14 protein-coding genes are annotated in these 13,469 nt (G+C 62.6%); 4 read left to right on the top strand and 10 right to left on the bottom strand.

Going from position 1 to position 13,469, the window contains the following annotated elements; all coding sequences use genetic code 11:
• Nucleotides 1–5 precede the first annotated feature (5 nt).
• Together ACFSDX_RS13235 and ACFSDX_RS13240 are read right to left on the bottom strand one after the other, a co-directional pair.
• Nucleotides 6–779, bottom strand: coding sequence for a lysophospholipid acyltransferase family protein (locus ACFSDX_RS13235; protein ID WP_382314267.1), 774 nt, complete (start codon nt 777–779; stop codon nt 6–8).
• 75 nt (nt 780–854) lie between these two features.
• Nucleotides 855–1,433, bottom strand: a complete 579-nt coding sequence (locus tag ACFSDX_RS13240) for an NUDIX domain-containing protein (RefSeq protein WP_382314268.1) — start codon at nt 1,431–1,433, stop codon at nt 855–857.
• 51 nt (nt 1,434–1,484) lie between these two features.
• On the opposite strand from ACFSDX_RS13240, the gene ACFSDX_RS13245 reads away from it, so the two are divergent.
• From ACFSDX_RS13245 to ACFSDX_RS13260, 4 genes are all read left to right on the top strand, one after another.
• Nucleotides 1,485–1,814 carry a hypothetical protein gene (locus tag ACFSDX_RS13245; protein ID WP_382314269.1) on the top strand — a complete coding sequence of 110 codons (330 nt, stop codon included), beginning with the start codon at nt 1,485–1,487 and terminating at the stop codon, nt 1,812–1,814.
• 105 nt (nt 1,815–1,919) lie between these two features.
• Nucleotides 1,920–2,507 carry a DUF4252 domain-containing protein gene (locus ACFSDX_RS13250; protein ID WP_382314270.1) on the top strand — a complete coding sequence of 196 codons (588 nt, stop codon included), beginning with the start codon at nt 1,920–1,922 and terminating at the stop codon, nt 2,505–2,507.
• A gap of 50 nt (nt 2,508–2,557) precedes the next feature.
• Complete coding sequence (locus ACFSDX_RS13255; protein ID WP_382314271.1) at nt 2,558–2,746, top strand: hypothetical protein; 189 nt, start codon at nt 2,558–2,560, stop codon at nt 2,744–2,746.
• The gene (locus tag ACFSDX_RS13260) at nt 2,736–2,954 is read left to right on the top strand and encodes a type II toxin-antitoxin system RelE/ParE family toxin (RefSeq protein ID WP_382314272.1); all 219 of its coding nucleotides are present in this window, start codon (nt 2,736–2,738) and stop codon (nt 2,952–2,954) included. The genes ACFSDX_RS13255 and ACFSDX_RS13260 overlap by 11 nt, the downstream gene beginning before the upstream one ends.
• A 125-nt stretch (nt 2,955–3,079) precedes the next feature.
• Here ACFSDX_RS13260 and amaB read toward each other — a convergent pair whose 3' ends face one another.
• From amaB to ACFSDX_RS13300, 8 genes are all read right to left on the bottom strand, one after another.
• Nucleotides 3,080–4,681: an L-piperidine-6-carboxylate dehydrogenase gene (amaB, locus tag ACFSDX_RS13265; protein WP_382314273.1), complete on the bottom strand. Its 1,602-nt coding sequence runs from the start codon at nt 4,679–4,681 to the stop codon at nt 3,080–3,082.
• Nucleotides 4,682–4,851: 170 nt separating this feature from the next.
• Nucleotides 4,852–5,316, bottom strand: coding sequence for a hypothetical protein (locus tag ACFSDX_RS13270; RefSeq protein ID WP_382314275.1), 465 nt, complete (start codon nt 5,314–5,316; stop codon nt 4,852–4,854).
• Between the two features lie 54 nt (nt 5,317–5,370).
• Nucleotides 5,371–5,793, bottom strand: a complete 423-nt coding sequence (locus ACFSDX_RS13275; RefSeq protein WP_382314277.1) for a hypothetical protein — start codon at nt 5,791–5,793, stop codon at nt 5,371–5,373.
• A gap of 73 nt (nt 5,794–5,866) precedes the next feature.
• Nucleotides 5,867–8,587, bottom strand: a complete 2,721-nt coding sequence (locus ACFSDX_RS13280) for an RCC1 domain-containing protein (RefSeq protein ID WP_382314279.1) — start codon at nt 8,585–8,587, stop codon at nt 5,867–5,869.
• 289 nt (nt 8,588–8,876) lie between these two features.
• The gene (locus ACFSDX_RS13285; protein ID WP_382314281.1) at nt 8,877–10,400 is read right to left on the bottom strand and encodes a Do family serine endopeptidase; all 1,524 of its coding nucleotides are present in this window, start codon (nt 10,398–10,400) and stop codon (nt 8,877–8,879) included.
• A 239-nt stretch (nt 10,401–10,639) separates the two neighbouring features.
• On the bottom strand, nt 10,640–11,083 hold the full coding sequence (locus ACFSDX_RS13290) for an Hsp20/alpha crystallin family protein (RefSeq protein ID WP_382314283.1): 444 nt from the start codon (nt 11,081–11,083) through the stop codon (nt 10,640–10,642).
• A 233-nt stretch (nt 11,084–11,316) separates the two neighbouring features.
• Entirely contained in the window at nt 11,317–12,192 is an 876-nt protein-coding gene (locus tag ACFSDX_RS13295; protein ID WP_382314284.1) for a hypothetical protein, read from the bottom strand.
• Between the two features lie 35 nt (nt 12,193–12,227).
• Nucleotides 12,228–13,433 (bottom strand): M20 metallopeptidase family protein, encoded by a 1,206-nt coding sequence (locus ACFSDX_RS13300; RefSeq protein ID WP_382314286.1) that lies wholly within the window; start codon nt 13,431–13,433, stop codon nt 12,228–12,230.
• Nucleotides 13,434–13,469 lie beyond the last annotated feature (36 nt).

The following is a 13,469-nucleotide window of genomic DNA, read 5'->3' on the forward strand; positions in this document are numbered from 1 at the left end:
AAAACTCATCGCCAGGTGCTGGCCTCGGGAATGCCACGGCCTTCGGGCACAAAGTCATCGGCAATCTGGTTGGCGACCAGTGTCTTGAGGGCGGGCACATCGGCCTGCGTTAGATTTTTGGTTTCGATGGGGGCGTGAAACACGGCGCGCAGCCGGGCGTGGCGCACCCGCAGGCCTTTTACCGAGGGCATAAACTTGTGGTTCAGGGGCATACTCACCGGCACTATCGGCAGGCCCGTGGCAATGGCCAGCTGAAAAGCGCCATCTAGGAAGGGCCCTAGCTCCTCGCCCGGCTTTTCGCCAATGGTGCCTTCCGCAAATACGGCCAGCGAGCGGCCTTCGAGCAGCTCTTTTTTGGCTTGGGCAAAGGCGCGGCCCCGGCCCACGGCGCTGCCCCGGTTCACTACGATGTAGGTGCCCGCAAACAGCGGCCCCCACAGCGGCACTTTGGCCAAGGAGTCCTTGCCCATCATATTCAGGAAGCCCGGAATGGTGTGGAATAGGACCATGATATCGACGTAAGAGCCGTGGTTGGACACGTAGATGCACGGCTGGGGCGCCGGCGCGGCGCTTTCGCGCACTACTTCAAGCGGCACGCCCCACATGAAAATGGAAAACCGGGCCCAGCCGCGAAAGAGCGCGTGCAACTGCGGCCGCCAGGCCGGCCGGCGGCCCAGCAACCATTGCAGCGGGTAGGTAACGAGAAAAGGCGTCACGAACCAGAACGTCGCCCACGTGGTGTACAAACGGTGACCGATAAAACGAAGCAACGCGCGCATACGGCAAAGGTAGGAGCTACCAATAGTTGAGGCCCTAGGGCCGGCCACAGCCAGCCCTAGGGCCACTGAAGGCAACTACCTGTTTGCCAATACCTTTTCTGCTTTTAGAAGCCCGGCCACGCTGATGGCATCGGTTATTTCGTTGTTCATGGCCAGCGCCACGGCCTGGGCCAGGGGCAGTTTCCAGAGGCGCAGGTCCTCGGTTTCTTCGGGCTCCCACTCGGCTTGGGTCAGGTCTTCGGCCAGGAACACGAAGCCTTCCTCATCCGTCACCGAGTTGGAGGTGTGCAGCCGGGCAATGCATGTCCAGTGGCCCGCCAGCAGGCCGGTTTCCTCGCGCAGCTCGCGCTGGGCCGACTCCGTGATATCCACGTCGAGCAGGCCGCCGCCCATCGGGATTTCCCAGCTATACTCGTTCAGCGTGTAGCGGTACTGGCCTACCAGCCAGGTGTTTCCCTCCGCGTCGATGGGCACAATACCGATGGCTTTGTTGCGCATCGACACCACGCCGTAGATGCCCGCGCCGCCCTTGGGGTTGCGCACCTGGTCTTCGCGCACCCGTATCCAGGGGTTCTCGTACTTGGGCTCCGTGCTAAGCGTTTGCCAAGGATTATGGGTCGGGTCAAAATCGGTAGGCGGAGAAGTCGGCGTCATCAGGCAATGAAAAGTGATTGACAATACCGCAAAATTACAACACCTACGGCTATGCCAACCTCCCAGCGCCCGGCGCGTATTATCTGGTACCCGGTGGCCGCCTATTTCCCGGCCGGCCGGCGCTATCTCATGGCCCAAGACCAGAAAAAGAATCCCTCGGATACCCCCGCCGAAGACTCGCTGCTCAACCTCAAGTTTGCCCAGGCCGAGGCGGACCTGGCCGCAAAAACCGGTGGCCTAGGCCCCACCACCAATGTGTACGTATCGTCGGATGAGGACGATGAAATCACGGCCGGCGAAGGTCCTGTGGACAAGCAAGGCCAGCGCCGCGGCGTAACTGACCCCACCGACGAGGGCTCGACGGCCGGCAGCCACAGCTAATTTCTTTCCTTGCTTACTAGAGGCAGCGGCAGTAAAAAATGGACCTAGGCACACTGTTTGCCCTACCTCCGTTTTTTACTGCCGCTCTTTTTATACCCGTTTCCTATGCGTTTCTCCTCCCCTGCTCACCGCTTCCCCGCCGCCCGCCTGGTCCTAGGTATCTTGCTGGTAGCCCTGACGCTACTCGGCGCCTGCCGGGCCAGTGGGCCGGCCACGCCCGCCCGCACGGTAGCCGCTTTCTTCAACAAATACGAGAAGCGGCCCGGCTTCCACACCACCGAGTGGTCGGCGAGTCTGCTTCAGCGCTTGGCGCTGGTAAAAGCGGCCAACCTGTTTGGCGGTAGCGACCTGACCAATGCCATCACGGGCATCCGGGCGGCGCGGGCGCTCACCTTCGCCCCTACCTCCACCCGGGCGCTCGATTTATCGCAGCAAGGCCTGCTGAATGAAGCTACCGGCCTGCTGCAAGCCGAAAAATACGCGCCCCTCTCGGCGGCCAATTCGTCGGGGGGCAACTACAACTCGGTTATCCGCACCTCAGGCGACCGCGTAAGTGAGCTGGTAGCCACCGGCACGCTGCCCAACGCCGCCGATTCGTTCGTGTTGGTGCAAGTAGAAGGCAACTTTACCCGCGCCCAGGCCGAGGCCCTAGCCAAGGTGCTGCCGCAGGTGGTGCAGCAAACGGGCCAGTAAGTTAGGTTGGGCCAACTGCTTATCTTTAGCTTTCCTAATTCGCATCAGTTATGACTAAGGCCCAGGTTGTAGAATTACTTGCCACTTTTCCTGACAAGTTTGACGTCGAGGACTTGTTTGAGCGAATGCTTTTCTTGCAACAACTGGAAGACCGGCTCGCCGAGTCAGACAAAGACCAGGTGGTATCTTTTGAGGAAGCCCGCCAACGCCTAGCTCAATCCAAGCAGCGTGCGGCCTAACTTCCTTACCAGTTGCTTAGAAGACATTGAAGCTATTCGGAGCTATCACGCTGGCTTCTCGGCCGTGACCGCCCAACGCTTTGTCGATACCATATTTGCCAAGGTCGAGCAGTTGGAAAGCTTTCCAGAGCTGGGCCGGATGGTTCCCGAACTGCAAAACCCGGCAGTACCGCATCATTTATCGACTACGGGCAGGAGGTCGTATTGATGTTTTATCTGTGCAAACGAGCTTACGCCCCTTGGATTTGTCGTTGTAGGTTTCAAAGACAAGAAGGCCCTTCTAATGCATACTTCGCATTAGGAGGGCCTTCTTGAATGAGCAGGGCTCAGGTATTATATATCGAACTTAATGCCCTGCGCCAGCGGCAGTTCGGTGCCGTAATTAATGGTGTTGGTCTGGCGGCGCATGTACACGCGCCAGGCGTCGGAGCCCGATTCGCGGCCGCCGCCGGTTTCCTTCTCGCCGCCGAAAGCCCCGCCGATTTCGGCGCCGCTGGTGCCAATGTTCACGTTGGCAATGCCGCAGTCGGAGCCGGGATGCGCCAGGAAAGCTTCGGCCTCGCGCAGGTTCAGGGTGAAGATGGACGATGACAAGCCCTGGCGCACGTCGTTTTGCAGGCGAATGGCTTCTCCGACCTCGCCGCTGTATTTGATGAGGTAGAGAATGGGCGCAAAGGTCTCGGCCTGCACCGTGGGGTAGTGGTTTTCGGCGGCTACCAAGGCCGGCAGCACGTAGTGGCCGCCGTGCAGCTCGGCGCTGCTCACGACCTGGCCGCCCGTGAGGAGCGTGCCGCCTTCCTGCTGCACCTGCTCCAGGGCATTGGTGAAGTGGCCCACCGCGTCGGCGTCGATGAGCGGGCCCACCAGCGTGCCGGGCTGCAAAGGGTGGCCAAGAGGCAGCTTGGCGTAGGCGGCGAGCAAGCGCTGGCTCACTTCCTCATAAATACTGTCGTGGATAATGAGCCGGCGCGTGGTGGTGCAGCGCTGCCCCGCCGTGCCCACCGCCCCAAACACGATGGCGCGCATGGCCATGTCGAGGTCAGCTTGCGGAGTGAGAATAATGGCATTGTTGCCGCCCAGCTCCAGCAGGGCGCGCCCTAGGCGCTGGCCCACGGCGGCGCCCACGGCCCGGCCCATGCGGGTGCTGCCGGTGGCCGAAACAAGCGGCACGCGCTCATCGGCGGCCAGGGCGGCGCCCACGTCGGGGCCGCCCAGCACGAGGTTGAATACGCCCTCGGGCAGGTCGTTATCGGCCAGCACCTTGCGAATAAGGTGCTGAATAGCCACCGCCACCAGCGGCGTTTTTTCCGAAGGCTTCCAGATGCAGACGTCGCCGCACACGGCGGCCAGCATGGCGTTCCAGCTCCACACGGCCACCGGGAAGTTGAAGGCCGAGATGATGCCCACCACGCCCAGCGGGTGGTACTGCTCGTACATGCGGTGGGCGGGCCGCTCCGAGTGCATAGTGAAGCCGTGCAGCTGCCGGCTCAGGCCCACGGCGAAATCGCAGATGTCAATCATTTCCTGCACTTCGCCCAGGCCTTCCTGCAGGATTTTGCCCATCTCGTAGCTCACCAGCTTACCCAAGGCTTCTTTGTGGCGGCGCAACTCCAGCCCGATTTGGCGCACCACATCGCCGCGCTGGGGCGCCGGCACCAGCCGCCACACCAGAAAAGCCGCCTGGGCGGCCTGCACCACAGTTTCGTAGTCGGCCAGGGTAGCCACCGTGATGGCCGCAATGGGCTGGCCATCGGCGGGCGACACGATGGTTTTGGCGGGCTGGCCAAGGGGGCCCCAGTGCCGGCCGGTGCTGTAGGCGGGGCTGTGGGCGGGCACGCCCAACTGGCGCAGCACGTCTTGCATGCCGTGCGGGTCGGCGTGGGGGTGCGCCACGGTAACGTCGGGCGTGGTTGCTTCTTCGAGGGCCTGCTTCATACACAACGGAGGTAAAATATACTTGCCAAAGTTACTTCCGAAGGCTTAGCCAGCCGGGCAGCGGCGGGGCGGCTAGCGGGCCAATAAGCTCAGGCACTGACAATTGGCCCGCCCTAGGCAGGTAGGCTGCCGAGGCTTGCCGAGCGTAGCAAGCACCTAGGGAAAGCTACTTACTCGCGCGGCGATTCGCCTATCTGCTGAATGGGTGGCTCCTGGTCGGGGTGCTCCTGGTGATACAGCAGCCAGTCGCGCGCAGCAGCTTCATTGCTGAAGAAGTAGGGGTAGAACTCTACTTGGGCCGTCTGGCGCAAGGTTACGTCAGTAGCCACGCTTTCGATATCGACCCGGTGGGCCTCACCGGCCACGTAGGCTACAAAGACGGGGGCACCCACTTCGCGCACTACCTCATTGGCCAACAACTCGCTAAACCACGTGGCGAAGGCTACGGAGTGCCAGCTGCGCAGACGCATGTCCAGCAGCCAAAACCGGCAGTTGCCGTGGGCCTTGGCGGCGGTCAGCAGCCGGTAGTAATCCGGATACAAGTCGTCGTCGGCCAAGCTATGGAGCCAGCGGCCAACCAGCAAGTGGGACGCAGCTTCGTAATCGAGCGAGAAAAAAGAAGGAGGAGCCTGCATAGGGAGAGTATCGCTAAGCTTAGCAATGCGCACCAACCCAACGACAAACCAGCGCTAAGGTTGCTCGGCCAGCCAGCTCATGGCGGTGCTTTCCTGGTCGAAGTAGCAGTACGCTGCCCCGTGCAACGAACCCTGACGGATATTTTCCCACAGGGCGGGGTCGGTAGTGGCCACATCCTGGCCCACCATGGCAAAGTAAGCCACCACTACCGGCTGCCCCAGCAGCTGGGGCAGCTGCGGGCTAAAGTCCTGACCAAACCAGTGCACGGCCTCCGTATCGTTGATGCGGCGGCGGCGCACGTCGAGCAGCCAATGGCGGCAGTGGTCGTGCGCCAGCGCGGCTGCGAGCAGCTCGCGGTAGTGCACCTGCAGCTCGTGCAGCAACACCGGCCGCAGCCACCGGCCAATGAGGATGTGCTGGTCGGGCAGGTAGGCTAGGGTAAACGCGCCGGATTGCTGAGTAGGGAGTGGTTGCACAGGAGGGGTAGCAGAAAAGGGACTGCCACAAACTTACTCGCGCTACTCCCAATCTATCTAGCGGCGCGCCAAGCTATTCTACCACTAGGCGGGCCGTTTGGGGGGCTTGCTGCGGGGCGGTGGCCCGCACCAGGTATACCCCCGCGGGCAGGCCGGCTACCTCGAGTGTAGTGGTGGCGGGGCGCACTACCTGACCTAGGGCATTGTATATCTCCAGGGTAGCGCCGCTAGGCAAGCCCAACACCTGCACCGGGCCACGGGTCGGGTTGGGCACCAGCGTCAGGCTAGTGGCCGCCCCGGCTATCACTTGCGTGGGCGAGTAAGTTACCGTGCCATCCTGGTCGAGCTGGGCCAGGCGATAATAGCTGCGGCCGGTGGCCTGGGCATCGGTAAAGGCGTAAGCGTGGGCGGCCGTGCTGCTGCCCGCCCCCGCCACAAAGCCCAGGGGCACAAACGCTACGCCATCGCCCGACTTCTCTACCCGAAAGCCTAGGTTGCCGGTTTCGGAGGCAGTGGCCCAGGTGAGGGCGGCAGTACCTGGGCCAGTACGCTGCGCCTCAAAGCGCACGAGCACCACGGGTAAGGGCGCAGCCTGCGCCACTGTTTGCAGCCGCACGAGGCGGTCGAACCGGGTGGCGGTAGTGGTGGTGCCATCGCCGAGCTGGCCCGCTTCGTTGGCCCCGGTGCTCGCCAGATTCTGCGCCGAAGTCGTGCGCACCAGGGAAAAATTACCAGTGCTGCCCACCCCTAGGGTAGTCCAGCCGGTGCCCCCGGTAGCCTCCTGGCTGAAAGCGGCATTGGCGGCGGCCGAAATCGTACCTAGGCCCAGTTCGCCGCTGTCGTTGTCGCCCCAGGCGTAGAGGGTGCCCACGGGCGTCAGGGCCAAGCTATGGGCGGCGCCGGTTGCCACCCGCGTTAGCGTCGGCGCGCCTGCCACCAGCGTGGGCGCGCCCACCAGCTGCCCGGTGCTGATGCCCAACTGGCCGTAGCTGTTATCGCCCCAACTGTAAAGGGCGCCCGTGGCCGTGAGGGCCAGGCTGTGCCGCCCACCCGCCGCCAGCTGGGTCAGCGGCCCGCCCAGGCTTACCAGAGTGGGCGAACTGGCCGCAGTGGCCGTGCCGAGCTGGCCATACGTGTTGTCGCCCCAGGCATAGAGGGCCCCGGCCGCCGTGAGGGCCAGGCTGTGCTGGCTGCCCGCCGCCAGCTGCGCAAAGGTGTAGCCGCTGCCCACCGCCGTAGGCGTGGCCGCGGCGCTGGTGGTACCCAGCTGGCCGGCGCTGTTGCTGCCCCAGGCATAGAGCTTGCCCGCTCCCGTAAGGGCCAAGCTGTGCTGCGCCCCCGCCGCAATGCGCGCAAAAATGAGGCCGCCGCCCACTGCGGTAGGCGTGCTGGCCGCCGCGCCGGTGCCCAGCTGGCCCACGGTGTTACTGCCCCAGGCGTAGAGCGCGCCCGTGGCCTTTAGGGCCAGGCCGAAGTTCTGGCCGGCCGCTACCTGCACCCAGTCGTTGGCGGTGCCTACCTGCACGGGCCGGCGCTGGCTGGTGGTGGTGCCATTGCCCAGCTGGCCGTCGGCATTGCTGCCCCAGGCCCACAGCGTGCCGTCGCCCCGAATGGCCAGGCTAAAATTGCTGCCCGCGGCGGTGCTGCGCGTGGGCAAGGCCTGGCCGGTGGCCAAGGGCGCGGAGCGGTTGTCGGCAGTGCCATCGCCGAGCTGGCCGCTGTCGTTCAGGCCCCAGGCCCACAGGCTGCCGTTGGCTTTCAGGGCCTGGGTGTAGTTCTGGCCCGCCGCCAGTTGCACGTAGGTATCGCCCCCGCTCACGGCCGTGGGCACCAGCCTGTTAGCAAGGTCTCTGTTGCCAAGCTGCCCTAGGGCATTATACCCCCAAGCATCGAGCAGGCCGGTAGCCCGCCGGGCCAGGCTGTGGTAGCTGCCCGCCGCAATGGCCGTGTAGGGCACGTTGCTGTCCACGGCGGTGGGCACGAGCTTCATATCCGTAGTGCCGTTGCCCACCTGGCCATAGCTGTTGTTGCCCCACCCGTACACCGTGCCATCGGCCCGCAGGGCCAGACTGTGGTAGCTGCCCGCCGCCAGTTGCACGTAGGCCTCGTTACTGGCAATGGCCTTCGGGGCGGGTTCGGTGGTGGTAGTGCCGAGGCCAAGCTGGCCATACGAGTTGCGGCCCCAGGCCCACGCGGTGCCATCGTGCCCTAGGCCCAGGCTGTGGTAAAAGCCCGCCGCTAACTGCGTAAACACCCGGCCCCCTATCACGGCGGTGGGTACCAGCTTCATTATCAGCGTGCCGTCGCCCAGCTGGCCCTCCGCGTTTTCGCCCCAGCCATAGGCACGCCCATCGGCCTGCAGGGCCAGGCTAAAGCGATAGCCTGCCACCACTTGCGTGTACGCGGCGCCCCCTAGGGCGGTGGGGGTCGCCACGTCGGTCGTGGTGCCGAGGCCGAGCTGGCCGTAGGTATTGTCGCCCCACGCGTAGAGCTGGCCATTGGCCTTGAGGGCGAGGCTGTGGCTGTTGCCGGCCGCTACCTGTACCCAGTCGGTAGCCGTGCCCAGCTGCGTCCAACTGGTTAGGTTGGTGGCCGAGGCCGCGCCGGTACCGAGCTGGCCGTGGTCATTTTTGCCGGTAACCCACAGGGTACCATCGGCGTGGATGCTCAGGGAGTGCCCGCCGCCCGCCGCAAACGTGCCCCGCAACGCCTGCGCCTGCGTCGCCAGCGTGGCCAGCAGCCCCAACAGCAGCAGCCAAAAACCTCGTCCTATCCGCGCACCCGATGCCTGCATAGCCCTTGTTAGTTGGTGATGAAGCCTACCCAAGTAGTAGCCGATAAAAGCAAAGGTCGCCAAAACCTGGTACTATGCAAATAGCGGATTGTCCCCTAGGTGCATACGAGCCATCCCCGCCGCGCTACGGCTAGCCGATTTATGGTATTATCACTGGCCTCACTTCGATTTACGTAACCTAGGCCGCCCATTTCATATAACTGCTCCGGCAACTCAGGCAACGCAAAAAAAGCCCCTACCAGCTAGTGGCAGGGGCTTTTTTTGCGCTTAGTTAGCTACGCCAGGTTGCTTATTCGCGGCCAATGGGGTAGTAGGCCTTGCGGCCATCGGGGTACACGCCTTCTACCAGCGCGCCCGAGTTGTCTTTGGCTTGCTCCAGGAAGTTCTGGATGTCGGCCGGCTTGCGCACCGGGTTTTTGTCGATGCGCGTGATGATAAAGCCTTCGGCCATGCCGGTCTCCTTGAAGTTGCTGCCCTTCACTCCCGTTATCTGGGCGCCGCCATCGATGCCCAACTCGTTCTGGAGGCGAGCCGGTACCGGACCAAACTTCGCGCCCTCGTAGGTAACCGAGGCGCTAGCTGGCATTTCCTTCACCACCGAGGTCGTGTTCGACGCGTTGAACAAAGTAGCCGTAGCCACTTCTTTGTCGCCCCCGCGCAGGTAGCCGACCTTGATTTTATCGCCGGGGCGGAAGCGCGATACTTGCTCCTGCAGTTGCGACGACGTGTTCACGGCTATCCCGTTGATGTCGGTGATAATGTCGCCCGTCTTCAGGCCAGCGGCGGCGCCCGCGCTGCCAGCCGTGAGGCCTTGCACGTACACGCCGTTCAGCGTGTTCAGCTTCTTCTCCGAAGCCAGGCGGGCATCCACTTCCTGAATGCGCACGCCGAGCAGGGCGCGCTGCACCACTTTATACTTCAGCAAGTCGTCTACCACCTTGCTCACGATGGAGCTTGGCACGGCAAAGGCGTAGCCTTCAAACGAGCCGGTGTGCGACGAGATAGCCGAATTAATGCCAATCAAATCGCCATTAGTGTTCACCAGAGCGCCGCCCGAGTTGCCGGGGTTCACCACGGCGTCGGTCTGAATAAACGACTCGATGCCCATTTCCTGGCCGCGCGACAGGATACCGATGCTACGGCCCTTGGCCGATACGATACCCGCTGTCACGGTCGTGTTGAGGCTGAAGGGATTGCCCACGGCGAGCACCCACTGGCCCACTTTCACGTCGTCCGAGTTGCCGTACTTGATGAAAGGCAGGTTGTCGGCCTTCACTTTAATCACGGCGATGTCGGTGCTGGGGTCGGTGCCCACCAGCTCGGCTTCGTACTTGCGCTTGTCGTCGAGCACCACCGTAATCTTAGAAGCCTTATCAATCACGTGGTTGTTCGTGACGATGTAGCCGTTGGCCGCAATAATTACGCCCGAGCCGGAACCTTCGCCCCCACCCTGCGGCTGCTGCCCGTGAAACTGGTCCTCCATCTGGTCGCCAAAAAACTGGCGAAACAGCGGGTCCATCTGAATGCGCTCCATGCGGTCGGAACGCTGCCGGGGCTCGGCCTTGTATTCGGTCATTACGTGCACCACAGCGGGCGTAGTGGCGGCGGCGGCGGCCACGAAGTTGAGGCCTTCGGGCGCGGCGTAGGCGCTGCTGCGCATGGCCGACGTGTAGCGCACCTGAGGGTCAGAAGCTACCGTAGACTGAGCCACGTTGCCCGGCTCGGCTTCCAGCAGCTTATACCCCCCTACGGCCACGCCCCCGCCCAAGACGGCAGAGGTTAGCAGGCCGAGCATCATGTTTTTAGCTTGCATTGGGGTTACTTGAAAAAGAGATGAAAAAAGGTGTTGCGAAGTAACAAACGGAACCCGAAAAAGGTCAAGCCCCGCGGAAATTCTTGCGTAGTGCAGCGCCTGTGCGCTTCCCTACGAGCCTCAACGCAAAAGGGAGATTATTTCGTGCCCAAAGGTTGCGTCTTGTCTGGGTATTATGCAAGTATAGGACCAAAAAAGGCACCCTTGTAGGGTGCCTTTCAAGCTTCGCCGTGAGCCAATTAGCGCACTTCAATATGCTGTTTGGTCACCTTCTCAGTATCGAAGGGCAGCGTCACGCGCAGCAGCCCATCGGTAAGCTCGGCGCTAATGGCTTTCACGTTCACCGTTTCGGGCAGGCGGAAGGTGCGGCTGAACTCGCCAAAGCGGGTTTCCAGACGGTGGGCTTTGGGGGCCGCATCGCCTTCCGCAGTGGGCGCCGGGCGGCTGCCCGTCACTACTAGCTGGTTGTCTTGAAAATCGATGCTTACGGCATCTTTCGCTACGCCGGGCAAGGCTAGGTGCAGCTCGTAGCCGGTGGCCGTTTCGAAGATATCAGCAGCCGGTACAAACGTAGTCGAAGGCTTAGGTACTGCTGGCAGCGCATCGCGCAGCACTTCATTCAGGAGCGAGTTGAAACCGCGGGCAGGACGCAGGGCAGGCTGGTTATAAAGCAAAGTGGCCATGATAATTGATAGGGTAGAAAGGGTTTTTGTTTGCTGATAGCTGCCATTTTCTAGCAGCGACGCCTTTCTATCTATAAAATATATGCCGAATGATGAAAATAAGACAAAAAGTCTGCCCTAGCTAAATATTTGCTTTTACTCACTGCCACAAAAGCACAAAAAGGGCCTATGCATTCCGCACAGGCCCTTTTTTCAATATAAATATCCGGACAATATGTCTACCCTACACCCACCTAATGCTGCGTTGGCAACTGCTGGCGGTCAGCTTTTGCACCGGCGGGCCGGAAAGTAAAGCGCACGTCAAGCCCTAGGGTCGGGTACACGGCGTTGATTTTGCCGCCTGATACGGGCACTTGGTTTCTATCCGTGAATATCAGGTCCTGCCGATATATTGTCTGGTAAGCAAACCACGGGGTGAAGTCGATGGCGGGCGAAAGCCGCACGCCCACCTCCCCACGCCAGCTGGTGAACTGGATAGTGCGCTCCTCGGGGTCATTCGCATCTTTCTGAAAGCGCAGATGCGTGCTGGCCGCGTAGCTCAGGCGGGGCCGCAGGGCCAGGCCCGCTGCGTCGCTGCTGAGCGGAAATAGCCGTTCCACATCCATCCGCACCCGGCCCCAGAACTGGCCACTGGGCCCGGGGCCACCTAGATAGTTTCGGATGACATAAAACTGGCGCTCCAGCCCCAGGCGTTGGCCAAACGTGAGGCCCCCAAAAATGGGCGAGCGGTGCCGCAGCAGCAGTTCGGGCGCCACCATATCGCCGCCGCTGCCCGTCTCCAGCCGCGCGTTCGACTCGTAGCGCAGGGCGCCGCCCCAGCTCCATTTGTCGTTCCAGAAGTGCTCGTAGGTGGCCCCCACGCGGCGGGTGTCAAAGCCTAGGGTTCGGCTCGACTGCAAATCGGTAGTGCTGCGCTCGCCCCGCACAGTCAGTAGCAGGTAGTCACCGTTGCGCAGGGCAATCTCGCCTTGTAGCTCGGGCCACAGCTCCAGGTCCCGCAGCGAGCGGTGCGCCACGGTGGGGTCGTAGGCGGGGGCAGTAGTGGTTTGCGCCAGGGCCATCTGGCTGCCAGCCAGCAGCACGGCCAGGGCTGATAAAGAACGCGTCATAAACGGAATAAAATATTGTTAATCAGCACAATGCCTTACTGACCCAGCTCCTGCAAGGTCAGCCAAGCCATGAGCCCCGCCCCAACGCTAAGGGCCTGCTCGTCGATGTTAAAAATAGGCGTGTGCACCGAGGCGGCAAAGCGCCCATCGGTGGCCCGCGTGCCGAGGCGGTAGAAGCAGGCCGGCGCTGCCTGCGAGAAGTAGGCAAAGTCCTCGGCCGCCAGCCACTGGTCGAGCTCAATCACGTTTTCGGCGCCTAGGTAGGCTTCGGCGGCGGTGCGCACGCGGGCCGTCACAGCGGGATTGTTGTCGAGGCAGGGGTAGCCGCGCCGGATTTCGAGCTCGCACACGGCGCCCATGCTGGCGGCCAGGCCTTCGCAGAGCTGCCGCAAATGCACGTGGGCCTCGTCGCGCCAAGCCTCGTCGAGGGTGCGGAAGGTGCCCTCGATGTATACCTCGTCGGGAATGACGTTGGTGGCGCCGTTGGCGATGACCTTGCCGAAGCTCAGCACCGAGGGCATTTTGGGGTTGGCGCGGCGGCTCACTATCTGCTGCGCGGCCACGATGAGGTGGGCCGCCACCAGTACCGGGTCGAGGTTGAGCTCGGGCATGGCCCCGTGGCCGCCTTTGCCTTTAATGCGCAGGTAGAGCTCGTCGGTGCTGGCCATGTAGCGGCCGGGCCGCACGCCAATCTGGCCCACCGGCAGCCGCGGAAACACGTGCTGTCCAATTATTTCGGCCGGCGCGGGGTTTTCCAGCACGCCATCCTGTATCATGAGCGAGGCGCCGCCGGGCAGCAGTTCTTCGCCGGGCTGAAAGAGCAGCTTAACCGTACCCTTGAACTGGCCTTTGAGCTCCGTGAGCAGCTGGGCGGCCCCTAGGAGGCAGGTGGTGTGCACATCGTGGCCGCAGGCGTGCATCACGCCGGGGCGCTGCGACTTATACGGAATATCGCTCAGCTCTTGAATGGGCAGCGCGTCCATGTCGGCGCGCAGCGCCACCACCGGCCCGCCCGGCTGCCCCTCAATGAGGGCCACCACGCCGGTACCCGCCACGGTGTAGGGCTGCAAGCCCATGTCTATCAGCTTTTTGGTGACAAAAGCGGCCGTTTCAGTTTCTTTAAACGACAGCTCAGGGTTGGCATGCAGGTGGCGGCGCACCGCCAGCAGCTCAGGCGCCAGGGCGGCGGCCCGGTCGCGGATTGTCTGAACCGCGGATTGGTCGGATTGGTCGGATTTCACAGATTTTGTAAGCAATTATGTCTGAACCACGGATTG

The organism is Hymenobacter bucti, from assembly GCF_042681145.1.
Classification (GTDB): domain Bacteria; phylum Bacteroidota; class Bacteroidia; order Cytophagales; family Hymenobacteraceae; genus Hymenobacter; species Hymenobacter bucti.

Excerpts from the sequence above, each read along its gene's own strand:
- ACFSDX_RS13235 (WP_382314267.1), bottom strand. The coding sequence starts at position 779 with ATGCGCGCGTTGCTTCGTTTTATCGGTCACCGTTTGTACACCACGTGG.
- ACFSDX_RS13240 (WP_382314268.1), bottom strand. The coding sequence starts at position 1,433 with ATGACGCCGACTTCTCCGCCTACCGATTTTGACCCGACCCATAATCCT.
- ACFSDX_RS13245 (WP_382314269.1), top strand. The coding sequence starts at position 1,485 with ATGCCAACCTCCCAGCGCCCGGCGCGTATTATCTGGTACCCGGTGGCC.
- ACFSDX_RS13250 (WP_382314270.1), top strand. The coding sequence starts at position 1,920 with ATGCGTTTCTCCTCCCCTGCTCACCGCTTCCCCGCCGCCCGCCTGGTC.
- ACFSDX_RS13255 (WP_382314271.1), top strand. The coding sequence starts at position 2,558 with ATGACTAAGGCCCAGGTTGTAGAATTACTTGCCACTTTTCCTGACAAG.
- amaB (WP_382314273.1), bottom strand. The coding sequence starts at position 4,681 with ATGAAGCAGGCCCTCGAAGAAGCAACCACGCCCGACGTTACCGTGGCG.
- ACFSDX_RS13270 (WP_382314275.1), bottom strand. The coding sequence starts at position 5,316 with ATGCAGGCTCCTCCTTCTTTTTTCTCGCTCGATTACGAAGCTGCGTCC.
- ACFSDX_RS13280 (WP_382314279.1), bottom strand. The coding sequence starts at position 8,587 with ATGCAGGCATCGGGTGCGCGGATAGGACGAGGTTTTTGGCTGCTGCTG.
- ACFSDX_RS13285 (WP_382314281.1), bottom strand. The coding sequence starts at position 10,400 with ATGCAAGCTAAAAACATGATGCTCGGCCTGCTAACCTCTGCCGTCTTG.
- ACFSDX_RS13290 (WP_382314283.1), bottom strand. The coding sequence starts at position 11,083 with ATGGCCACTTTGCTTTATAACCAGCCTGCCCTGCGTCCTGCCCGCGGT.
- ACFSDX_RS13295 (WP_382314284.1), bottom strand. The coding sequence starts at position 12,192 with ATGACGCGTTCTTTATCAGCCCTGGCCGTGCTGCTGGCTGGCAGCCAG.